Annotated in this window: 21 protein-coding genes; 4 read left to right on the top strand and 17 right to left on the bottom strand. The window is 50.5% G+C overall.

Annotated features, from left to right (window positions below; translation table 11 throughout):
- Positions 1-49 precede the first annotated feature (49 nt).
- From HMPREF2952_RS07780 to HMPREF2952_RS07700, 17 genes are all read right to left on the bottom strand, one after another.
- Complete coding sequence (locus HMPREF2952_RS07780) at positions 50-1177, bottom strand: polysaccharide export protein (protein WP_070695481.1); 1128 nt, start codon at positions 1175-1177, stop codon at positions 50-52.
- Between the two features lie 43 nt (positions 1178-1220).
- Entirely contained in the window at positions 1221-3122 is a 1902-nt protein-coding gene (locus HMPREF2952_RS07775; RefSeq protein ID WP_070695479.1) for a polysaccharide biosynthesis protein, read from the bottom strand.
- A gap of 108 nt (positions 3123-3230) precedes the next feature.
- On the bottom strand, positions 3231-4406 hold the full coding sequence (locus tag HMPREF2952_RS07770; protein ID WP_070695477.1) for a DegT/DnrJ/EryC1/StrS family aminotransferase: 1176 nt from the start codon (positions 4404-4406) through the stop codon (positions 3231-3233).
- Entirely contained in the window at positions 4399-5178 is a 780-nt protein-coding gene (locus tag HMPREF2952_RS07765) for a methionyl-tRNA formyltransferase (protein WP_070695476.1), read from the bottom strand. The genes HMPREF2952_RS07770 and HMPREF2952_RS07765 overlap by 8 nt, the downstream gene beginning before the upstream one ends.
- Before the next feature lie 13 nt (positions 5179-5191).
- Positions 5192-5884, bottom strand: coding sequence for an HAD family hydrolase (locus tag HMPREF2952_RS07760; protein WP_070695475.1), 693 nt, complete (start codon positions 5882-5884; stop codon positions 5192-5194).
- Positions 5877-6851, bottom strand: coding sequence for an ATP-grasp domain-containing protein (locus HMPREF2952_RS07755; protein ID WP_070695473.1), 975 nt, complete (start codon positions 6849-6851; stop codon positions 5877-5879). Before HMPREF2952_RS07755 ends, HMPREF2952_RS07760 begins: the two co-directional genes overlap by 8 nt.
- A complete protein-coding gene (locus tag HMPREF2952_RS07750) occupies positions 6838-7455 on the bottom strand; it encodes a sugar transferase (protein ID WP_004520870.1) in 618 nt (205 codons plus the stop codon). The genes HMPREF2952_RS07755 and HMPREF2952_RS07750 overlap by 14 nt, the downstream gene beginning before the upstream one ends.
- On the bottom strand, positions 7448-8620 hold the full coding sequence (locus tag HMPREF2952_RS07745) for a glycosyltransferase (RefSeq protein ID WP_070503970.1): 1173 nt from the start codon (positions 8618-8620) through the stop codon (positions 7448-7450). The genes HMPREF2952_RS07750 and HMPREF2952_RS07745 overlap by 8 nt, the downstream gene beginning before the upstream one ends.
- A gap of 13 nt (positions 8621-8633) precedes the next feature.
- On the bottom strand, positions 8634-9704 hold the full coding sequence (locus tag HMPREF2952_RS07740) for a glycosyltransferase family 4 protein (RefSeq protein ID WP_070503967.1): 1071 nt from the start codon (positions 9702-9704) through the stop codon (positions 8634-8636).
- Entirely contained in the window at positions 9701-11011 is a 1311-nt protein-coding gene (locus tag HMPREF2952_RS07735) for an O-antigen ligase family protein (RefSeq protein WP_070503964.1), read from the bottom strand. Before HMPREF2952_RS07735 ends, HMPREF2952_RS07740 begins: the two co-directional genes overlap by 4 nt.
- 42 nt (positions 11012-11053) lie before the next feature.
- Positions 11054-12481, bottom strand: a complete 1428-nt coding sequence (locus HMPREF2952_RS07730) for an oligosaccharide flippase family protein (RefSeq protein WP_070695471.1) — start codon at positions 12479-12481, stop codon at positions 11054-11056.
- Between the two features lie 168 nt (positions 12482-12649).
- Positions 12650-13957 (bottom strand): nucleotide sugar dehydrogenase, encoded by a 1308-nt coding sequence (locus HMPREF2952_RS07725; protein WP_004520865.1) that lies wholly within the window; start codon positions 13955-13957, stop codon positions 12650-12652.
- Between the two features lie 560 nt (positions 13958-14517).
- Complete coding sequence (gene ribD, locus HMPREF2952_RS07720; RefSeq protein ID WP_049344287.1) at positions 14518-15636, bottom strand: bifunctional diaminohydroxyphosphoribosylaminopyrimidine deaminase/5-amino-6-(5-phosphoribosylamino)uracil reductase RibD; 1119 nt, start codon at positions 15634-15636, stop codon at positions 14518-14520.
- A 14-nt stretch (positions 15637-15650) separates the two neighbouring features.
- Positions 15651-16103, bottom strand: coding sequence for a transcriptional regulator NrdR (gene nrdR / locus HMPREF2952_RS07715; RefSeq protein ID WP_004520863.1), 453 nt, complete (start codon positions 16101-16103; stop codon positions 15651-15653).
- 198 nt (positions 16104-16301) lie between these two features.
- Positions 16302-17144 (bottom strand): class II glutamine amidotransferase, encoded by an 843-nt coding sequence (locus tag HMPREF2952_RS07710; RefSeq protein WP_049333539.1) that lies wholly within the window; start codon positions 17142-17144, stop codon positions 16302-16304.
- Between the two features lie 135 nt (positions 17145-17279).
- Positions 17280-18116, bottom strand: a complete 837-nt coding sequence (locus HMPREF2952_RS07705) for a PHP domain-containing protein (protein WP_070695469.1) — start codon at positions 18114-18116, stop codon at positions 17280-17282.
- Positions 18117-18176: 60 nt separating this feature from the next.
- Entirely contained in the window at positions 18177-20573 is a 2397-nt protein-coding gene (locus HMPREF2952_RS07700) for a penicillin-binding protein 1A (protein ID WP_070695466.1), read from the bottom strand.
- A 152-nt stretch (positions 20574-20725) separates the two neighbouring features.
- Between HMPREF2952_RS07700 and pilM the strand changes: the two genes are divergently transcribed.
- Genes pilM through HMPREF2952_RS07680 form a run of 4 tightly spaced genes read left to right on the top strand, consistent with a single transcriptional unit; the run spans position 20726 to position 23674 of the window.
- On the top strand, positions 20726-21817 hold the full coding sequence (gene pilM / locus HMPREF2952_RS07695) for a type IV pilus assembly protein PilM (protein WP_049336959.1): 1092 nt from the start codon (positions 20726-20728) through the stop codon (positions 21815-21817).
- A gap of 4 nt (positions 21818-21821) precedes the next feature.
- Positions 21822-22445 (top strand): PilN domain-containing protein, encoded by a 624-nt coding sequence (locus HMPREF2952_RS07690; protein ID WP_049336960.1) that lies wholly within the window; start codon positions 21822-21824, stop codon positions 22443-22445.
- Positions 22445-23116, top strand: coding sequence for a type IV pilus inner membrane component PilO (gene pilO, locus HMPREF2952_RS07685; RefSeq protein ID WP_049336961.1), 672 nt, complete (start codon positions 22445-22447; stop codon positions 23114-23116). Before HMPREF2952_RS07690 ends, pilO begins: the two co-directional genes overlap by 1 nt.
- Before the next feature lie 15 nt (positions 23117-23131).
- Complete coding sequence (locus tag HMPREF2952_RS07680) at positions 23132-23674, top strand: pilus assembly protein PilP (protein ID WP_049336962.1); 543 nt, start codon at positions 23132-23134, stop codon at positions 23672-23674.
- Positions 23675-23693 lie beyond the last annotated feature (19 nt).

Below are 23693 nucleotides of genomic sequence, written 5' to 3'. Positions count from 1 at the left end.
TGATTTTGTATCCTGCTGTCAAACAGGGTCTGACAGCAGGAACCACTGCTTATTTAAACGTATTGTCGAGGGTATTGACGTTGCTGATGGAGTTGGTAATTTGTGACATTACGCGGTTCCAACGGGTAACTGGGGCGGCGGTAACGTAAACGGTGTCTTCGGAGCGCAATTTGAATTCGCTGCCCAGTGCGTAAGAAGTCGCATCTTTTAGGTTGAGCTGGTAGATGTGGATAGGTCTGGCCGCATCTTCAGGTGCGCGGCGGATCACGAATACGCCGGTTGCATCCGCATAGGCTTGGTTCATGCCGCCCACTTCGCCGAGCGCTTGGGTCAGGTTGAGGCCGTGATTGCCGATCGGCAGGGTGGCTTGTTTGCCGACTTCACCCATGATGTAGATTTTGTTGTTGCTGCTGTTAGGAACATAAACGATGTCACCATGGCTGAGGAGGTGGTTTTGCGACATATCACCGTATTGCAACATGTCTTGTAGGGAAATGGTGCGGTCGACGCCGTTGTGCGTCCATTTGATGTGTTGGGTGTCGGCACTTTGGGTGACGCCGCCTGCTTGGTTGATGGCATCCAAAATGGTCATCGGGATATTGGTAATCGGCAGCTGACCTGCTTGGCTGATGGCACCGGATACTGAAATGCGTTGCGAACGGAATTCGGTAACGTTGATGGCTACTTGAGGATTTTTGATGTAGCGTTTCAGAAGGTTGGTCAGGGTATTTTGCAATTCGTCCAAAGTTTTGCCTTTGGCTTGAATTTTGCCTGCTAACGGGTAAGTAATATAACCGCCCTCATCTACCCAGGCACCGCGGCTGACTTGGTTGGTTTGCGGGTTGCTTTGCTGGGTAGGGGAGTTGAGGTCGGAGTGCGCCCAAACCATGATATTGAGGACGTCGCCGCTGCCGATGCGGTAGCGGTAAGCGCTTTTGCTTTGCTCCAAACCTTGGTTGTTTTGGGAAAGTACAGGCGGCTTGCGCATTTTTTCAATCAGGTTGGGCGTAATGGGGTAAACGGCAACGCGGCTGTCGAGGTTGGTATCGGTTGCGGTGTCGGTATCGGTGTAAACAATGGTTTTGGTTCTGGTTTTGATGGTTGAACCAGGAATGACTGTCGTGCTGTTACAGGCAGTCAGTGCAAATAGAATAAGCAGGGAGAGCGTTTTTTTCATGTAGTAGTCCTTGCAGGATGGTGTCCGGGCCGTCTGAAAATGTTCAGACGGCCTTGTTGTTTTGTTGCCAAACCAAGTCGCAGATACCGTCTTTGGGTACAAAGCCTGTTGGTGCGCGCAACAGAAGCTGGCGCAGGCTGTTTTGGTCGCTTTGGAGACAAGCGGTTTCGAGTTCCGACAGTATGTCAGATAATTGCGTCCATGGAAGCATTACTTCACTGGCGGTCATAATACGGGGATGAGTGGTTTTTTGCACCTCATCACCGATGAGCAGTTCTTCATAAAGTTTCTCGCCCGGGCGCAGGCCGGTAATCTTGATTTCGATGTCGCCGTGCGGGTGTTGCTCGTCTTTGACTTTGAGTCCGCTGAGGACAATCATTTGACGGGCAAGGTCGATGATTTTGACGGATTCGCCCATGTCGAGGACGAATACGTCGCCGCCTTTACCCATTGCGCCGGCTTGGATAACCAGTTGCGCCGCTTCGGGAATGGTCATGAAGTAGCGGGTAATGTCTTGGTGGGTCAGGGTAATCGGGCCGCCTTCGGCAATTTGTTTTTCAAATACCGGGACAACGGAGCCGGACGAACCCAATACATTGCCGAAACGCACCATGCAGAAGCGTGTTTTTTGTTCCGGCTCGGCGGCAAGGGCTTGCAGGCAGAGTTCGGCCATGCGTTTGCTGGCGCCCATGGTGTTGGTCGGACGGACGGCTTTGTCGGTGGAAATCAAAACAAAGGTGGAAACGCCTGCATCTACGGCAGCCTGCGCACAGCAGAGTGTGCCGAACACGTTGTTTTGAATGCCTTCGATGGTGTTGAACTCTACCATTGGAACGTGTTTGTAGGCTGCGGCATGATAAACGGTGTCGACGTGATAGGCCTTCATGATGCTGCTAAGGCGTTCTTTGTTTTGAACCGAACCCAAAAGCGGTACGACTTCAACTTGGCTGCCTTGCGCGGCTTGGGTTTCGCGCAACTCTTTGTCTATGCTGTACAGGGCGAATTCGGACAATTCAAACAACAGCAGTTTGGTCGGCCGGCAATTGAGAATTTGACGGCAAAGTTCGGAGCCGATAGAGCCGCCTGCGCCGGTTACCATCACGACTTTGTCGCTGATGTCGGCGCGCATCAATTCAGGGCGAGGTGCCACAGGGGCACGGCCGAGCAAATCGACCACAGAGATTTTTTTCAATGAGCTGACGTTGATTTTGCCGTCCACCAAATCCTTCATGCCCGGAATGGTCAGGACTTCGCATTTGTATGCTTCGAGGCGGCGGATGATGTCTTTGCGTTCTTCAGGCGTAGAACTTGGAATCGCCAGCAGAATTTTGCGGACGCCGTAACGGCTGATCAGCATCGGGATTTCGTTGGGGTTGTAGACGGCAAGGTCATAGATGACGGTACGTTGGATTTTCGGGTTGTCATCGACAAAGGCAATGGCCGAATATTCGTTAACCTGTTTGATGGCTTCCAACAACTGGCGGCCTGATTGGCCTGCGCCGTAGATGATGACAGGGGTCATCTGTTTGCGGTGATGGTCGGTCAGAATCGCACGCAGGATCATGCGCGAGCTGGTTACGCCGACCACCAGAACTAAGAAATAGACGATGGGCAGGGCAAGGTGTAGTTTTTGTTCAAAAATCAGGGTGGTCAGGCAGAACAAGACCGCTGAAATAATGCTGCCGAATGCGGCGGCAGTCAGGACGCGGATGCTGACGAAGCGCGTGACGGCGCGATAGAGGCCGATACGGATGAAAAGGATGATGGTCAGCACAGCGGTGCTGCCGAAAGCCAGCCAGTTGGCGATACTCAACCATTCGTCGGAATATTGCACTTTGAGGCTTTGGGCAAACCAAAACGCCACGAATATCATCAAGATGTCGTGGATGACGAAGAAGGTTTTTTTAAGGTTGCGCGGCAGAGCCAGCAGGGTTTCCAAGTTCATTTTATATTTCTTGTGTCTGAGTGTTGTAATGTGGCTTGGTACGGATTGTTTGAAGCAGGCTGTTTTATTTTTTCAGACGGCCTGAAGTTGCAGGCCGTCTGAAAATGATTATGCCGTGGCTTCAGCCAATACGGCTTCGATGTTTTCTTTGCAGAACGCAATTTCTTCATCGGTCAGGGTTGGGTGCACCAAGAACATCAGGCTGGTGTCGCCCAGTTGGACAGCGTTTTTCAGTCGCTCTTTCGGACGCCAAGGCGTGTTGTCGAAGGCTTTTTCCAAATACACTTCGGAGCAGCTGCCTTGATAGCAGGGGACTTTGCGCGCGTTCAATTCGCTGACGATGCGGTCGCGCGTCCAGCCGTCTTTCAGGTGTTCGGGTTTGACGAAAACGTAGAACTTGTATTGCGCGTGTTCGATGTAGTCGGCCACTTTAACCAAACGGATGCTGGCAAATTTGCCCAAGCTTTCAGCCAGTTTGGCGGCGTGCGCTTGGCGGCGTGCTGTCCATTCGGGCATGCGTTTGAGCTGGATGCGGCCGATGACCGCCTGCATTTCCAACATGCGCCAGTTGGTACCGAAGCTTTCGTGCAGCCAGCGGAAACCGGGTGCGTGTTCGCGGTGGTACACGGCATCGTAGCTTTTGCCGTGGTCTTTGTACGACCACATTTTGCTCCACAGCGCTTTGTCGTTGGTGGTTACCATACCGCCTTCGCCGCCGGTGGTCATGATTTTGTCTTGGCAGAACGACCAAGCACCGACGTGGCCGATAGAGCCGACGGATTTGCCTTTGTATTTCGCACCGTGGGCTTGGGCGCAGTCTTCGATAACCCACAAGTTATGTTCTTTTGCCAAAGCCATGATGTCGTCCATTTCGGCAGGCATCCCAGCAAGGTGAACCACGATGATGGCTTTTGTGTTTGGCGTCAAAGCGACTTTGATGGTTTCGGCGCTGATGTTTTGGCTGTTCAAATCGACATCGGCGAAAACCGGATTTGCGCCGGCGGTCACGATGCAGGATGCGGAAGCCAAGAAAGTACGCGAAGTGACAATCACATCATCGCCTTGGCCGATACCCATTGCTTTGAGGGCTACGTCCAAAGCCAATGTACCGTTGGAAAGGGCGACGGCGTATTGAGTGCCGACAAAAGCAGCAAATTCTTTTTCAAATTCGCGACATTCCGTACCTGTCCAGTAGTTGACTTTGTTGGACAGCAGGACTTTGGAAACGGCATCGGCTTCTTCTTGAGTAAAGCTTGGCCATGGGGAGAGTGATGTATTAAGCATTTGTTTTTCCTGCGAAAAGACTGGTTGAGCCTTTGGGGGCGATTTCTTCCAGCAGTTGGCGATTGATCAGGGTGTATTTCTGACCGTTGATTTCGACGTATGCGCCGTCGTAAGGAGGGAACCAGAAGGCGCGGATTTTCTTCTCGATATTGTCGCCGTCGTGGATTTGCTTCATGGCTTCCATCTCGTCGCGGCTGACGTAGCGGCCCCCAATGTTTGGCGTGGTTGGCAATTTGGTTTTCGACTCGATGGCGCGGGTGATGATGCGTCGTGCGAAATCTTCCAATGCCTGCATGGTTTTGCGTTCGAGCGATTGGGCGGTTTCTGTTTCGGCGTCGATAGGGAAACGGTCCACTTCGATAATTTCACCGGTATCGATGGAAGCGTCGACGTAGTGGGCAGTATTGCCCCATTCGTTCAGCTCGTCCATGATGGCCAGGTTGTAGCCGCCCGTGCCTTTGTATTCGGGCAACAGCGCAGGGTGGAAGTTGATCGTGCCCAAAGTCGGAATGCTCAGGAATTCATCACGCAGCTTGCGCCAGTAAAGGACGGACAAGCCCAAATCGTATTTCAGACGGCCTTCACGCATTGCTTCCAAAGCCGTATCGAAGGTGTACAGGGGCAGGCCCAATTCCTGTGCGGCAGCCGTGGTCGGCGAGCCTTGCAGATGGCTGTCGGTCAAAACGCCGACGATTTCGATATGGTCTTGTTTGGTCAAAAAACGAAGCAGGTTGGCGGAAACCTGTTTACGACCCATAAATAAGATTTTCATGGAGAAATGTCCCTTATGCATTTGCTTTTTCGGTGGCGGAAGTTGTCAGTGTAGTCAATTCTTCCAGGGTGTTTATCCAAAGGGTGGGCTGGTATTCACGGCCGTATTGCTCGGGCTCGGCTTGATGAATATTGTGCGGCTTAGGCATGATGCCTATGGAGAGCCAACCCAGTTTGTTGGGTGCGACAAAATCTTTTTTGATGTTGTCGCCGATGTAAATAAAACGTTTTGCGGCCGGATATTTGTTTTGCAGGAAAACGAAACGCTTGTCGTCGGGCTTTTCCGATTGCATGGCTTCCGAAATCAAAATGTCGTCAAACAAATCGGTCAGGCCCAAGGCCTGTATTTTCAACCGCTGTGTCAGGCTGCGGCCGTCTGTAATCAGGGCGCGTGCGGCAAAAGGGCGCATCAGCTTTCGTAAAAAAGACGGTTCGACATAGGGTCGGATGGCAGGCCGATGCAGCCGATATTGCCACAAGAGTGATTGTTTCTCTAATTCGTTTAATTTGCAATGATGACACAAATTGTCGAGCCAGTCTTTACTTTTATTGTCGGCAATTTCATATAGTACGCCGGCATTGTATTGCGGATAAAGCGACGTAATCATCTCTACAACTGTCCGTATTCCGGAGCATTTGTAGTCATGTTCGGAGTAAAGCGTATCGTCAAGGTCAAAAACGATGACGGATTCTTCCGGCTTAATCATGTTCTCTTACCAAAACCTTAGCATCATAACGAAGCATGATTAAATTGTTTTCCCAGTCGTCGGAGAAGGGAATGTCTTGTTCGCCGATATATTCTTGAATCAGCCAGCCCGGATAGTTGCCGCCTGCGGCGTAGGTCAGTGGGAAACCGCCGCCGAAACGCGGGTTGATTTCCACGCCGTAGGTCGTATTGTCGGTTTTGCTGACGAAGAACTGCGCGGTAATGCAGCCGCGTGCGCCTTCCAATACGGCCATTTTTTCAACCAGCTCTTTATACAGGGCATTGCGTCGGGTTGCGCCTTTGCTGACTTCACCGGTGCGCACTTCCAAACGTTCGCGAGGAATGGCGCATTTCAGACGGCCTTGACGGTCGTAATACATATCGACGGTAAACTCGGAGAAAGTATTCTCAATATCGATGTATTGGGCGAACATCATTTTCGGGTCTTCGGTAATGTCGACAGTCAAATCAGCCGGTGTGTTGATTTTTTTCGCACCGATGGCGCGGCTGCCGTCATAAGGCTTGGCAAAACATGGGAAAACCAGGCGGTCCCGTTCGTAAATTTCAGGCGAACGGATGCCGTATTGTGCAAACAGGCCTGCGGTCAGGCGCTTGTCGCGGCACAGGGTAATCAGTTTTGCATCCGAAATGACAATATGTATTCCTTCAGCTTCAAAACGGTCACGTGCTTCGGCCAGTTTGAGCAGCTCGGTATCGATGGTTGGCACAATCAGACCGATGTCGTGTTGTTTGGCCAGCTCGAAAATGCTGTCAATGTATTCGGCTGCATCGATGCGCGGCACGCTGAAAGCGCGGTCGGCAACATGGCAGGCAGAAGACATGTGGGGGTTGAGGTCAGTAGCAAAAACGCCGATGCCGTCTGAAAAACGTGCGGCTTCGGTTTGGAAGTCCTGCACCAATTCGACACGGCGACCTGCCGACAGAATCAGTATGTTATTTTTTTTCATCAGTTTTATTACCCGTGAAATAAGGCATGGTGGCTTCTCCTTCGGCTGAGATGCCTTCTTTGACGAAGACTTTTTTAACCGTCAGGAACAAAATTTTGATATCCAGCCAAAAGCTGAAGTTGTCGATGTACCAAACATCGTGGGCGAATTTTTCATCCCATGAAATGGCGTTGCGGCCATTGACTTGCGCCCAACCGGTCACGCCCGGTTTCATTTCGTGGCGGCGGTTTTGGAAGTCGTTGTACAACGGCAGGTAGTGCATCAGCAGCGGACGAGGTCCAACTAGACTCATCTCGCCTTTTAAGACATTCCATAATTCAGGAAGTTCGTCCAAACTGGTGGCGCGTAATTTTTTGCCGAAATCGGTCAGGCGTTCGCTGTCCGGTAGAGGGTTGCCGTCTTTATCGATTGCATCGCGCATGGAGCGGAATTTAATCATTTTAAACGGTTTGCCATCCTTGCCCGGTCGCTCTTGGATGAAGAACACAGGCGAGCCTAAGTTTTTGCGGATGAGGTACACCAAAATCAAAAACACAGGCGACAGGATAATCAGCCCTGAAGCAGAGGCAATAATGTCAAACAGGCGTTTGAAAAATTTATTCATGAGCTAATCTTTCAATCAGGTTGACGATTTTTTGATAGGCAACGTCGCGTTTGAAGCGGCGGACGATTTCTTCGGACTGAACAGGATCGTTTTTGCGCTTCAAAATATCTTTGGCGGCTTGAACGAAACCGTCCACATCACCGGAACGATAGTTCGCATGCGGCAGCAGGGTAAGGACTTCGGCAACTTCGTCGTTGACCTGGCTGTTCAGAATCGGTTTTTGCAAAGCCATATAGTCGGACAGTTTGTTGGTAATCGACTGCATGGCGTAAGAGTGGATGGCGTTGACGGAAATGTCGCAGCCTTTGGCGACCGACATCATTTCGGCGTAAGGAATGTAGCCGTAAAACTTGATGCCGTCGCAGGCATATTGTTTGAGCCTGTCAAAATCGGGGCCGCCACCCATGATGTGCAATTCGACGTTTTCGCCGGCATCCAACAGCTTGCGAACGCCTTTGCACACAGTTTCCACGTCATAGCTGTAACTGAGCGTGCCCAAGTAGAAAAAGCGGGTTTTGTCGTCGCCAAAATCTTTGGCAGGCGCGGCATCGAGTTTGGGAAAATCCGCGCCGATATAAACGACTTCGCCAGGTACGTTCGGATTGGCTTCTTTGGCGCGGTCGAGATAAGTCTGCGATACGGCAACCAGTGCGTCGGCGTAGCGGTAGGCTTGGTTGGCGCGTGAAGCAAAGGGCAGCAGGTTGTGCGGTACTTTTTTCAAAAACGGTATGACCGAGGAGAAAGACTCCGGCCATACATCCTGCACATCGACAATCAGTTTGTAACCCAAACGCGCTTTGTGTTTGCCCAACAGCAGGTTGGTGGCAATCAGCGGATAGGCGGAAAAGACGACGTCTTGTTCGCCCGGACGGCAGTTTTCCAACCATTGTTCAAAATGTTTGACGAAGCGGTGATGGCTGGTCACGCGTCCCAAAGACACGTTTTTGCTGTATCCGCTTTCTTCCAACAGTATGACTTTCAGACGGCCTTGTGAGGCAGCCTCGGCATCTTCGGGCCGTCTGAAAGATTTGTCGTAGTGCTTGAAGTTGCTGGTAATCAGCAACACGTCATGCGACTGCGACAACAGCTCGGCAAGATACCAGAAGCGGTTGAAATGCGGCTCGGACGGTAGCGAGCAATAAGGGGCGACGATGGTAATGTTCATGTTTCAGACGGCCTTACATTTCGTACGCAGCCATGGTGGTGCGGTAGATTTCATCGTCGGAGCATAAGGTCTCAACGTGTTTGTGCAGGGCTTTGCCCATTTGACCGCGCAACTCAGGATGCTTGATGAGTGTATCGACGGCTTCGATAAACGCTTCGTCATCGCCGAAAGGAATGCAGTAGCCGGTTTGGCCGGTGATGACCATTTCCGAAATACCCGCCATGTTGTAGGTCACGACAGGTGTGTCGTAAAGGCCGGCTTCCAAAATATTGTTGCCGACACCTGCGCCGTGGTCGCCCACGCAATGCGGCGTGTTCACCAAAATATCGACTTCTTTGAAGTAGCCGGTCAAATCGCGGACGCCGCCGAGGAAGGTAACTTGGTCTTCAATGCCCAAACGTTTGGCTTGGGCTTTGAGGTTGTCCATTTCTTCGCCGATGCCTGCAACGTTAAGGCGTACAGGCATGCCGCGGTCAACCATTTTCTTCAAAATGTCCAGCATTAAATGCACGGCGCGGACGGTATCTAAACGGGAAAGTGTGCCCAGTTGGACATAGTCTTTGACCGTTTTTTCAGGAACGAAATCTGCTTTGTGCAGGGCGTTGTAAGTGTAGGTAATGCGGTTGGCAGGGAAACCGTAACGGATGAGTTTTTCGCGTTCGTGTTTGCAGTTGCCGATAATGTACACGCCCAGCTTGTCGAAAAGCTTGGCAATTTTCGGATAAGTTTCCGGATCAAGGCCGCGCGCGTGGTAGAACACTTTGGTTTTCGGTGAAGCGAACTTGGCCGCAATGGCGCAGGCCGGAACGATACGCGCCATTTGGCAGTGAATCACATCGGGTTTCTCTTTTTTCAGCAGTTTCATATAGGCGAACATGCCTTTGACGTAACCCAATAATCCGCCTTGGTAAAAATCGATCGGCTGCCAACGGATGCCCAATGCTTGCGCTTCCTGAATCAAAGGGCCGTCTGAAGAGGCCAATACGATATCGTGTCCGCGTTGTTTGAGCAGGCGGCCGAGGCGGAAAGTGGCGTTTTCAGTGCCACCGAGGCCGGACATGGAGGTAGTCAGGATGATTTTCATGATGGTTTCTTCGTATCGTATAGTGTTTCGTTGTATGCGTAAGCGGCCATATCTTTCAGCTTGGGCGCAACAAATACGCTGTAAATAAAAATCAGCAGGCAGGGCAGCCAGATAAACGGCATACGCAAAATGGTGGACGGAATAAAACCGGCCAGCAGGAAAATGCCCAAGGCAACCCAAGCCAAAACGCGCGATTTGCCGGTTACTGCTCGGTTTGAGGCGGTGTAGAGGAAATAACACGCCACAAAAGCAATAAAGCCGAGCAAGGAAATCATGCCGAAACCCAAATACAGCTCGATGATGAAGCTGTGTGGGTTTTCAAAGCCCAAGCTGCCGCTCAAATGGCCGCCGAAATATTCGCGGAAGTTTTTAGGACCGTAGCCGGTCAGCAGCAGGGGCGGATTGTTCCAGAAGTAGTTGTAAATCTCCTGACGGTAGGACACGGAGTTGTCGCTGCCCAAGTCGTACAGGAAAAGGTACACGCGGCTGGAAAAGCGTTCTAAGAACTGGTTGCCGTTGAGTGAGAGCAAAAATTCCGCAATCGCGCGTGACGGAATCATCGACAATACCAATGCCAGCAAACCAGCAACGCCGACCGTAATAAAACCGTTTCTGCGATAGGCCGTATAAACCAACAAAATCAACAGGTAGCAGCCGATGGCGGTACGCGATACGCTGGCGAAAATGGCCATGCCCAACAGCAGGAACAAGCCCCAGCCAAGTAGTTTTTCTTTGTGTTTCCGCCCTTGGAGTTGGAAGAAAAACAAAATGGCAGGCGCAAGGCAGACCGCGGTGGCGGCGAGGTTGTTCGGGTTAAAGAACAAGCCTTTGAGCGAGCCTTCGTCAATAGCCAACTCATCGCTGGCACTCACAAACTGAATACCGGTGGCCAGTTCTGCAAACGGCGGTACGGCGATAAACAGCGTAAATACGATGAGGAACTTCTGAATCGTCCCCAAAGGGTCGTCGGCGCGCTTCAATACTTGGTAAAACAAGTAGAAGAAAGCCGGAACCGCCATAAAAAACAAAATATCCATGTACTGCGTCGGCGTCAGCGACGTAATGCCCATGTGGATGGCGGGCCAGATGCACATGGCGGTCAGGGCGCAGAGCATGGCAAAAATCTTGCGCGGAATATGCTTGCTTTCCAGAAAAAATACGACAAAACCAAGCAGTACAAATATCAGGGTCAGCGGGTTGTCAATACGCGGTACGCCGACCTTAAAGGACAGCGCGGGCCCCAGCATATAGGCTGCGAGCATGATGTATAGAATGTAAGTGTATAAGTTCAGACGTTTTATTTTCATAGTCGTTCTGTTGTTATCGTAGAGACGTGAATCTCAGGTTGGCTATTTTGCCGAACGGTTTAATTTGGCTTTGATTTTTTCGGTCGCGGCAAATAGTGCGTGTTTGTATTTTAGGAACAGGAAACCCAGTCCGACTGCCCATGCCAGCGCGAACCAAATGTAGTTGTCGCGCGTACCCAGCCAAGTGTAGGCAAGGCAGATTATCAGGCAGAGCGTTGAGTTGGTATAAATCTTCAGGCGCGGCAAAGGCTGCCACAGGCGTGAAGAGAATTCGGTTTTAAAGATGAAAAACAGCCAAAAAGCCGTTGCGCTGGCCATAGCTGCACCTTTTGCACCAAATTTCGGTACCAACAGATAGAGCAGGGCGGTATTGACGATAAAGGCAACGATGTTGATGACAGTAATCAGCCAAGTCGAGCGGACGACGTTCAAACCGATGCCGCTGACTTCGGTCAGCGTGTAAAACAGGGGGAAGAGCATACACGAGAGCAGGATAAATTGAACCTGCGTGTATTTTTCCGGCAGTATCCAGGTCGCCATCGGCGAGAAAATTCCGATGAGGCAAATCATTGCGCTGATGAGGACGGTCATGGAAAGCGTGATGTCGCCGATTTTGTCCAGATTGGTTTTTTCTTCTACCCATTTGAACACCAAAGGCGCCCAAATGGTGGAGAACACGCTTTGGAAAATCAAGGCGACGGCACCAAAGCTGACCGCCATTGAATAAATACCCAACTCGTCCAAGCCTGAGATGTTTTTGAGGACAAAACGGTCAATCGAAGTCAGCCCCCAATAGGCCAAGTTGCCGAATGCCAGCGGCAGGCCGTAGCGTAGGCCGTCCCGATGCAGATCGGACGACCATTTTGCATGGGAAACGGCTTGCAAGTCTTGGCGCAGCTGATATATCAACAGTACAACGGTCAGCACTTGGGCGGCGGTGTAGGCAAAAACCAGCGAAGTGGTATTGGCGGGCAGGCCGGAAGCAATCACGGCAAAAACCAACACCAAAATCAAAAATTTCGGCGCAAGCTGGCTGAGTGAAAAAGCCAGTGCCTGCTCTTTCATCCGCAAAATCAAGGCTAAAAAACGGATAATCAGCGTGGTGGCCAAGAAAATCAGGAAAAGAATCCCCAAATTCGCACTGGGGATGTCGAAAATGATTTCAGACGGCCATGATGCGTTTATCAGCAACACTAAAACCACAACCGCCACCGTCAGAATCAATGGCGATAAAAAAACGGATTTGAACAGCGCGGCCTTGTCTTTAACGGCGTAATAGTCGCGAATATAGGACTGGTCCAGCCCCAAGCCCAAGAGCAGAATGCTCAGTCCGGCAATGGTCTGCAAGAGTACGATACGGCCGATGTCTTCCGCAGGGAAGTACCATGAGATGAGCGGCAGGGAAAGCAGGCCGAAGGCGGCGCTTCCTACCGGGCCCAATGCGTAGCCGAGGATTTTTTTCGCGTTCATATTATTTGTTTTCAGACGGCCGGAAGTTCGAGCTGAGCGTTTTTCGTAAGAGATGCGTTGTTACCGTTGCCGGTTTCCCAAGGCCGTCTGAAAAACAAATGGCCTTGGGAAACCGGCCGCCGTCCCGGTCGGGGAAACCGGAGGCAGCCGGATGCGTCTGAAGCAAGATTATGCTTTGATGACTTTAGGATTTTTCACTGGGAATTTGCCGCGCGTATCGACAATCAGTTTGGCATGTTCGGTGATCATGTCATAGTCGAATTTGTCGTGATCGGTGGTCAGAACCACGCAGTCGTATTGGGCGACAGTTTCAGGGGTCAGCGCTTCACTCTTCAAGTCGAAGTAGTGGTGGCCTGGGATGTGTGGGAACTCTGGAACGTGCGGGTCGGAGTAGGAAACCACTGCGCCCAGTTTGTGCAGGCGGTCCATCACTTCCACAGACGGGCTTTCACGCATATCGTCCACGTTTTTCTTGTAGGCGATACCCAATACCAAGATTTTGCTGTCTTTGATAGAACGGTTGTGATCATTCAAAGCCAGGCCGACTTTTTCGATAACGTAGTCGGGCATGTGGGAGTTCACTTCACCTGCCAATTCGATGAAACGGGTGTTTACGCCGTATTCGCGTGCTTTCCAAGTCAGGTAGAACGGGTCGATAGGGATACAATGGCCGCCCAAGCCAGGGCCTGGGTAATAAGCAACGAAGCCGAACGGTTTGGTTGCAGCGGCATTGATGACTTCGTGAATGTCGATGCCCATTTTGTCGGCAACGATTTTCATCTCGTTCACCAAGCCGATGTTTACGGCGCGGTGGATGTTTTCCAAAAGTTTGGTCAGCTCTGCCGCTTTGGTGGAGCTTACTGGAACAACTTTATCGATGGCAGGTTGGTACAGCGCCAGGCCGACTTCCAAACAAGCAGGGGTATGGCCGCCGATGACTTTTGGAATGGTACGGGTTTCAAAGTTAGGGTTACCCGGGTCTTCACGCTCAGGAGAGTAAACCAAGAACACGTCTTGACCGACTTTCAAGCCGCCTTCTTCCATGCGCGGCAGCAATTCTTCTTCGGTAGTACCGGGGTAGGTAGTGGATTCCAAAGACAGCACTTGGCCGGCGCGCAGGTAAGGTTTTACCGCATCGGTAGTGTCGATCACAAAGCTCATGTCCGGCTCGCGGTATTTGTTCAGCGGAGTCGGTACGCACAAAATGACGGCTTCTACTTCGCCGATGCGGGAGAAGTCTGTCGTTGCTTCAAACAGGCTGTTGGAAGCAGCGGCAATTTTGTCGGAAGGGATATGCTCGATGTAGCTTTCGCCTTTGTTGAGCTTGTCGACTTTGTTGGTGTCAATGTCGAAACCCAAAACTTGGTAACCGATATCCACATAGCGCAACATCAGTGGTAAACCGACGTAGCCTAAGCCAACGATGCCGATTTTTGCGGTCTTATCGGCAAATTTTTGTATCGTAATGTTTTTCATGATGTCTTTCGTGTAATGAATGAGTAAATCGGGAGTGTTTGCCCGATGCCTGAGTTGTTTGCTGCAACCGCATAGCCATAGCCGGCTGCCGTATCGTGTGAAGCCTTAAAACCATACTTATAATTACATTAGACAAAATCATAAGCACTTATCTGATTCGTCTCAATCAAAAAAGTTTAACGGTCGTTCAGGCGGCCTCTATGGTATGGAAACGGTATTTTTGAATGCTTAATTTTTAGAAATTACATTCAACCACATGTTTTGATTTTAGATATTGTTTTGTCAAATGTATGATTCATGAAATGAAACTACCGTTTATGCCGTTTAAAACCCTTCTAGAATAAAAACTTTTAATAAATTTTCGTGGCTTAACTTATCTTAATAATCCATTATTTCGTGATGAAAAAAAGGAAAATTTGTCGACAATCGGCTTGAGGATAGTTAACTTAAGTCAAAGTTTTAAATTGGAATACGCTAAAGTCATTATAATATATTGACGAAAAAATTACATTTATTGCTATATAAATGATAGATATATTCTATTTACAATGGTTTAATTATTAAGTTGAGGCAATTAGACGGATTTTTTTTCGGAGAACCCATTTAATGTCCTGCCCGATGATTTCTACCGATTGACTTTGCCAAGGGCCGTCTGAAAGTAGGGCGGCCGGATTTTCAGGGAGGGAGAAAAGAGGTTTGCCTGCGCCTAACAGTTTCGGTGCTTGGTAGAGGACGATTTCATCCACCAAGTCATCCTTCAGGAAGGCTGAAGCAAGTGTTGAGCCGGCTTCTACCAGAACTTCGCCAAAGCCAAGTTCTGCCAGTTGCGGCATGAGTGAAAGAAGATTGATGCGGCCGTTGATGTGCTCAGACGGCCTGATGATGCGGATATGTTCAAATTTACCCAGCGCCTGCAAACGTTGTTCGTCTGAGGAAAGGGTAACGATAACGGTCGGGCTGTCGGTATCGGTCACGAGGTGGCAGTCCAAAGGGATTTGCAGTCGGCTGTCCAAGACGATACGCGCAGGTTGGCGCAGGGTGGGGAAGCTGCGAACGTTGAGTTTCGGGTTGTCGGCAAGTACGGTACCGATACCGGTCAAAACGGCGCAACTTTCGGCACGGAGAATTTGTACGTCTTCGCGTGCTGCTTCGCCGGTAATCCAAAAGCTGCGGCCGTCTGAAAGGGCGGTTTTGCCGTCCAAACTGGCGGCGCACTTGAGACGGACAAACGGTCTGCCGCGTTCGATACGCGACAGGAAACCGCGGTTGAGTTCGCGCGCCTGAGCTTCCAGCAAACCGCTTTCGGTACGGATTCCGGCGGCTTCCAGCATGGATAAGCCTTTGCCTGAGACCAACGGGTTAGGGTCGGTCATGGCGGCAACCACGCGCGTTACACCGGAATGAACCAGCGCTTCGGCGCATGGCGGTGTGCGGCCGTAATGGCTGCAAGGTTCCAGCGTGACATAGGCCGTTGCGCCTTTGGCCGCCGCTCCGGCCTGCCTCAACGCATGAACTTCAGCGTGCGGCTCGCCTGCTTTGACGTGGAAACCTTGTCCGACGATTTGTGCACCGTGTGCAATTACGCAACCGACGCGGGGATTGGGGGAAGTAGAAAACCGCCCAAGCTTGGCCAGCTCGAGGGCGGTTTGCATCATTTGGGTATCAAGTGCGGAAAACATGGTTTCAGACGGCCTTATTTGGCTTTACATTCGGCGATGACTTGGGTGAATTCGGAAACGTCTTTAAAGCTTTTATAGACGGACGCGAAGCGGACATAAGCAACTTGGTCGATTTTTGCCAGTTCCTCCATCGCCATTTCGCCGACGATGTGCGAAGCGACTTCTTTTTTGCCCAAACGGTAGAGGCGTTGCTCGATAAGGGCAACGGTTTCATCTATTTGTTCTTGTGTGACTGGGCGTTTGTGCAGCGCGCGCTCAAGGCTGGTCTGCAGTTTGTGCGCATTGAAGGGAACCCGTGTGCCGTTGGATTTGATGACTTGCGGCATCCGCATTTCAACGGTTTCAAAAGTGCTGAAGCGTTGTCCGCATTCCAAGCATTTGCGACGGCGGCGGATGCTGTTGGTGTCTTCCAGCCATCGCGAGTCGGTTACTTGGGTGTTGGGGTGTTGGCAAAACGGGCACTTCATCGGGTTTCCTTGTCATACGCTCGGCAAGGTCGCTAAGCAATTGAATTTATTGTTTGTGAACTATTATTGTAGCGGATTGCGTTATTTTCGTATAGTAAAGGCTTTTCGCTGGATTAAGTATAAAAAGGCCGTCTGAAAGGGCAACTTGAGCGAAGTTGAGCCTTTCAGACGGCCTTGTGTTTTTCAGTCGAGCAAACGTTAAACCGATACGCCGACGGCACGGGCGATTTCCAAACCTTCTTCTGCACTCATATAAACCGGATTTTCGGGGCGGTCACTGAGGACAATGTCGCCGTCTTGAAACATCACTAATTCATTGACTGCCAATTGCGACCAGGTTTCATCTCGTGTCAGGGGCAGGGTGGCGATGACGGAAACTTTATCGTTCGGGGTGGTCACTTCTGAAAAATCGACCATGACATCATCGTCCAGCAAACGCGCTTTGCCAAACGGGGCTTTGCGTACGATGTAGTGCAGCAAGGTGCTGGCGTGGGCAAACAGGCAGTCGCCGTTGGACATCACGAAATTAAACAAGCCATAGCGGCGGATTTCATGGGTCAGGCCGGCGATGGCATCAAACAAAACTTCAGGTTCGGGTTTGGTGGCAAAGCGGCTGCGCAGGCGGTTGAGAATAAAGCAGAACGCGCGTTCGGAATCGGTCGTGCCGACGGCATGGTAGTACTCGCCCTGCTCGGGGTAAAAATCAATCAAATGGCCGTTGTGGGCAAACAGCCAATATTCGCCCCACATCTCGCGCATGAAGGGATGAGTGTTCGCCAAGGAGGTCTGGCCTTGTGAGGCCTTGCGGATATGGGCGATAACGTTTTCAGATTTGATTTGGTAGGCGCGCACCAAGTCAGCAACGGGCGAGTTGGCGCTGGGTTTGTCGTCGTGAAACAAGCGCACGCCTTTGCCTTCGAAAAAGCCGATACCGAAGCCGTCGGCGTGATGGTCGGTAATGCCGCCGCGACGGCGGAAGCCTTCAAAAGAAAACATGATGTCTGTGGGCGTGTTGCAATTCATGCCGAGCAGTTGGCACATGGTGTTAACCTTTATTTTTGGGGTATTTATAGGGTTATTATGGTGTATCGGGCAGGTAGTTTCAATATGTAGAGTGTGATATGTTTATAACTGTCTCATACTTGGCGGGCCGTCTGAAAAATTGCTGTCAAAAATTCAGACAGCCTTAAAGTGTTCCCAGACAGGGCGGCATTGTTCGGGTAAGTCGGGGCAGGTGCCGAGTATGCCGCCGCTGAAGTCATTGGGGCGGTGGAAGTCGCTGCCTGCGCTGGCAAGAAAGTCGAAGCGGTCGGCAAGCAGGGCATAGTTGAGGCGGTCGTTTTTGCAGCAGTTGCCGCTATGTACTTCAATCCCTGCGCCGCCGAGATTTTTAAATTCTTGAAACAGGTTTCGTTTGGCGGTAGCGGATAATTCATAGCGCATCGGGTGGGCAATAATGGCCATGCCGCCTGCGTCTGTAATCGCGGCTACGCAGTCTTCCAGTGTGCCCCATTCATGTCTGACGGAACAGGATTTGCCGTCGCCTAAATATTTGGTAAATGCCTGCTGTTTGTTTTTAACATGACCTTCTCGGATGAGGAATTCGGCAATATGGGTGCGGCTGGCCATTTCTTTGTTGGCGGCCAATGCCAGCGCACCTTCATACGCGCCCGTTATGCCTTTTTTCTCCAGTTTGGCCGCGATGGCTTCCAATCGTTTCAGACGGCCTTTGCGGACTTCTGCAAGCAGGTTTTGCAGGGCTTCGTTGTGTTCGTCAAAGTCCAAACCGACAACGTGGATGGTGCGGCCGCGCCAAGTGACGGATATTTCTACGCCGTTGACGAAGGGGAGGCCGAGGGTATCGGCTTCGGCGCGAGCTTCGGCCAGTCCGCCGGTGTGGTCGTGGTCGGTCAGGGCGAGCAGGGTGCAACCGTTTTGATGAGCGAGTCGGACAACTTCTGTTGGGGACAGCATGCCGTCTGAAACGGTTGAATGGCAGTGTAAATCAATCATGGTTTTGCTTTGAATTTTCTCAAAAAAGGCCGTCTGAACGTTTCAGACGGCCTTGATTTGTTAGAACAGAGAGTCCAGTTGTTGTTTGTTATTGTTGCCGGTATTGCTTGGCAGAACTGGGGTTTCGTCTAATTCTTCACGGGCTGGCGCATTGCCGCTCTCGGTGCGGCGGCGGTTTTCATTCGGAACCGCGCGACGGGCAGGTTGAGCAGGGCGCGGTACAACGCCGCTGTTGTCCAAGGCCAGGTCGGAGCTGGTGGTCATGCGTTCGCGCATATACACTTCGCCGCCGTTCGAAACCACGCCCTCAGGGGCTTTCATCGGTTTGACGCTGGTGCCTTTCAGGGCAAAGCGCATGTATTCTACCCATACCGGTACGGCGATTGTACCACCGTAACCTGCACGACCCATGCTGCGCGGTTTGTCAAAGCCGATATAGACGGCAGTTACAACGCTAGGGTTGAAGCCGACAAACCATGCGTCTTTGTTGTCGTTGGTAGTACCGGTTTTACCGGCGATGTCGGCGCGGCCAAGTGCGGCTGCACCGCGTGCGGTACCAACACGGACAACGTCTTGCATGATTTTGTACATGATGTAGGCGTTGCGCGGGTCAATGGCCTGAGGTGCGTTTTCACCGGCTACCAAAGGTTGCATTTGCGCTCTCAGACGGCCTTGGCTATCGTAGATTTTGTCGATGACGTGGGCGGACACTTTGTAACCGCCGTTGGCAAAGACGCTGTAACCTTCTGCAATACGCAACGGCGTGGTTTCGCCTGTACCCAAAGCCATAGACAGGCTGGCAGGAATTTCAGATGGCTTGAAGCCGAAGCGTTGGATGTATTGTTGCGCGTAACCGATACCGATAGACATCAGGATGCGGATGGACACCATGTTTTTTGACGCGGTCAAAGCCTGGCGCAGCGTGATGTAACCGGAATAGCGGCCGTCTGAATTTTTCGGGTTCCACGCTTTACCGTTAGCACCTTTGCCCGGCAGGGAAATCGGCGCATCGTTAATCATGGTGGAAGCAGTCATGCCTTTTGCCAAAGCGGCGGAATAAACGAACGGTTTGAACGTCGAGCCGGGTTGGCGCATGGCTTGAGTTGCGCGGTTGAAGGTTTTGCTGTGGTAGTCATAGCCGCCGACCAATGCACGGACTGCACCGGTTTTCGCATCTAAAGACACCAATGCGCCTTGCAACAAAGGCTCTTGAACGACGGTAAAGGTATCGCCGCTGCCTTTAACGCGAATGACGGAGCCGCGACGGATGCGGTCATCACCCATTTTTTCGTTGTTGACGGCACGGGCGGCAAAGCCTAAAGCGTGGCTGTTCAGCGTGACTTTACGGCCGCTCGGCAATTGAATCTGTACACCTTTGCGGGAGGCTTCCAATACAACCGCCGGAATCATTTTATCGACGGTGTAAAGTGTAGAAAGGTATTGGCTGACGGTTTCTTCTACGTTGTCGCTTTTGCTCAGGTCGATGTAGTTTTCTGCACCGCGGTAGCTGCTGCCGCGGTCGAAATTGCGCAGGACTTTACGCAGGGCCTCGGTGGCCACGCGCTGGTGTGCGGTGTCGACGGTGGTATATACCTTGAAGCCTTGAGTGTAGGCATCTTCGCCGTATTTCTCAAACAGCTCTTGACGCACCATTTCGGCAACGTACAGGGCGCTTTGATCGATGTTTTGTACAAAACGCTCGTAATGCAACTCTTCTTTCAAAGCCTGATCGCGTTGCTGCAGGGTAATCATGCCTTCTTCCAGCATATTGTTCAGAATATAAGCCTGACGCAGTTTGGCGCGTTCAGGATTTACAATCGGATTGTAGGCGGAAGGGGCTTTGGGCAAGCCGGCCAACATGGCGGCTTCGGCCAATGTTAACTCGTTAACATTTTTGTTGAAATAAATTTGGGCTGCAGATGCAAAACCATAAGCGCGTTGACCCAAATAGATTTGGTTGAAGTACAGCTCCAAAATCTTGTCTTTGCTCAAAGACTGCTCGATTTTGTAGGCCAACAGGGCTTCGTTGAATTTACGGGTGAACGAACGCTCGCTGCTCAGGTAGAAGTTTTTAGCAACCTGTTGCGTAATCGTACTGGCACCGGATTGGACGCCGCCGGCCATGACGTTGCCGATCGCGGCGCGCGCCACACCCCAAACGTCCACGCCCCAGTGGTCGTAGAAGCGTTTGTCTTCGGCGGCAATCACGGCATTTTTCAAAACTTTGGGAAAGTCACCGATTTTGGTGAATTCACGCCGTTGCTCGCCGTAAACGCCAATCACTTGGCCGTCTGAAGAATAAATCGTCAGCGGCATTTTGGGTTTGTAGTGTTGTAAAGTGTCCAAAGACGGCAGTTTCGGATAGGTGACCAAAATTGCAATTGCAATCAGCCCCACGCCGAAAAGAGCCAGTCCCAATAAGAGACCCAGGCAGGTCGTTATAATCTTTTTAATCATGACTAAGTAATAATTTGCCATTAATGGCGATAAATAAAGTAAAATGGGAAACGATTTCTATCAGCCACAGTTAATACTGTGCAAAGAATAAGAAGTCCTTTACGGATAACGAAACAGTTACTCACTCCTAAATGATACAGGGAAGTCAAATCATGCGCTTATTTAAAAGCACGAAAGATACCAAAACAGGCAAGGCTTCTAGTGGATTGAACAACCGCTCTGCCATCGGTGTCGATATCAGCCAACATGCCATTAAGATGGTACAACTGACAGGCCGTAGTTTAAACCAAATTCAGCTGGAAAAATACGTTATTACCAAATTGCCTAAAAATATTGTCAAAGGCAACAAAATTCAAGACTACGATCAGCTTGCTACTTACATCCAACATACTTACACACAATTACGCAGTTCTTGCAAAAATATTGTTGCGGCCGTGCCACAAAATTTGGCGACAGTCGAGCAAATTATTTACAACCCGCGTGATACCGATTTGGACTTGGAAGAGTTTGTCGAAGCGGAAGTCGGCCAATTTGCGCCTATTGAAGAAATGAACTACGACTTTCAAGCCGAAGAAGTCGGTTCAGGCCAGCATGTTTTAGCTGTTGCCGCCAAAAAAGACGATGTCGAGCCACGCATTGAAATGTTTGAGAATGCGGGCTTGCCTTTGTCCGCTTTGGATTTAGACTTGCTGGCGCAACGCAATGCCTTTGTTCATTGGATGAATACGCATGCTCCCGAAATGGCAGATGAAAAAGTTGCCGTGTTTGGCATTCATGCGACGCAAATGTATGCCCTGATCCTGCAAAACGGCCGTATCCTCTACAAACAAGAAACGCCGGTCAGTACAGAGCAGCTCAATCAGCTGATTCAGCGTACTTATCAGGTAACTGAAGAAAAAGCCGCACAAATGATGGCTTCCCAAAACAAGCCTTCCGACTACCAGTCTCAGATTGCCGACCGTTTTAATGTGCAGGTTGCGCAGGAGGTTCAGCGTGTTTTGCAATTTTACTATACCACGCAGGCCACTGATTCTTTCTCCAATATCAAACACATCCTGCTGACCGGCTTTACCGCGCAGCAGGCAGGTTTGGCGGAAAGCATTTTCTCGCAAACCAATACGGCAACAGAATATCTGCATCCGATTTCATATGTGGAACGCAGTGCAAAAGTAGAATTGCCGCAGTTTCAAATTGATGCGCCGTCACTGACTTTGGCGTTCGGATTGGCATTAAGGGGGCTTTGAGAACATGATCGAATTAACCAGAATCAACCTTCTTCCGTATCGGGAAGAGATTAAACAGCGCAAGCAGCAGCAATTCAAAGTATTGATGCTTGGCGCTTTTGCAGTGGGTTTGGGCTTGGCGGCCGCTACCTATCTCGGTATTGACAGCGCCATCAGTAATCAAGAAGGGCGCAACAACTTCCTGCAAACCGAAATCGACAGACTTGATAGAGAATTGGGCGAAATCGATAAACTTCAGCAAGAAAAAGAAGCCTTCTTGGCCAAGAAACTGAAAGTGGAAGAGTTACAGGAAAAACGCTATCAAGCGGCCTATATCCTTGATTCTTTGAATGCGCTTACACCCGATAATACTTATTTGACTGCGTTGGAAGCGGAAAGCTCGACCAGCTATAAAATCAGCGGCCATGCCGTCAGCGACAATAAAATCGCCGTTATGATGCGCTCCCTGCCAAGTACAGGTATTTTCTTGCAGCCTGAATTGTTGAGCATTAAAAAAGTAGATAACTACCAAGAATTTACTTTGAAATCTTCAATCAACCAAGTGAATACGCCGGCTCCTGCACCGACTGCCCAAAGCAGCGGTGAAATGGCCGAACCTGTGGCAGAACCTGCTCCGGAGGCTCAATAATGGCATCTAAAAACCTGAAACAATTGGACGTACAAAACCTGTACCTGCTCAATATGCCTTCAAAACTTTTGCTGGCGGGTTTATTGATTGTCGGTGTGTTGGCTTTGGGCTATGTCGGCGTATTTAAAGATCAGATTGAGACCCTGAATACGCAGGAAGCTAAAGAGGAAGAGCTGAAGGAAACCTTTACGCGTAAAAGCATTCAGGCGGCAAGCTTGAATAATCTGAAGGCTGAATTGGCTTCGATCCGCTCTGCATTTGATGTTTTGTTGAAACAACTGCCGACCGACGCGGAAATTCCGAACCTGATTCAAGAGCTTCATCAGGCAGGTTCAACCAACGGGTTGCGTTTGGATAGCGTTGCACCGCTCCAACCTGAAAACGATGGTCCGATTCAAAAACTGCCGTATCAGATTTCCATCACAGGCAAATACTCACAGATCAGTCAATTTACCCGTGATGTAGGCGATTTGTCGCGCATTATTACTTTAGATTCTTTAAAACTCGTGAATGCAGGCGAGGACAAAGAAGGCAAAGGCAATAAAGGCGAGTTGACATTGAGCGCGATTGCGACGACTTATAAAGCACGTCCGGCCGAAGAGATTGCTGCCGAATTGGCTGCGCAACAGGCACAAGAAGAAGGCAAACCTGCCGAGAATGAGCAAAAATAAAAGAATAGGGAAATCATGAAAAAAATCATCTTACTCTTAAGTCTTCTTCCCTTGGCAGCCTGTACGCAAAGCTATGAAGATTTGACTCAATGGATGACGCAAACCCGTCAGGAAGCAAAATCCAAGATTATTCCGTTTGAAGAGCCGACGGTTACATTGCCTAAGCCGTATAACCCGCCGAACTTTAAAGGCATGAATGCGTTTGATTCACGCCGTTTGGACACTGCCCCTAAAGGCGGCAATGCGCCGGATGTGAACCGTCCGAAAGAAACATTGGAAGCCTTCAGTTTGGAAAATATGGCCTTTGTCGGAACGCTGCAAAGCGGCGGCAAAGTTTCCGGATTTATCAAGGTCAACGACCATGTTTATACCGTTTATCCCGGAAACTACATCGGTCAGAATTACGGCAGAATCCAAAGTATTACCGAAGATAAAATTATCTTGACCGAGCAAGTTGAAGACAGCTACGGCAACTGGGTGTACCGGAAGGCCGAATTGCCATTGAACAGTAAAGAGGCGGATTCTTCCAATAGCTCAGATAGTTCGAATTCAAATTAATTTAGGGGTCTCACTCGAT

The organism is Neisseria sp. HMSC068C12 (assembly GCF_001814095.1).
GTDB lineage: Bacteria > Pseudomonadota > Gammaproteobacteria > Burkholderiales > Neisseriaceae > Neisseria > Neisseria perflava.
The sequence above is the reverse complement of the archived record's forward strand: the minus strand, read 5'-3'. Positions and strand labels throughout refer to the sequence as shown.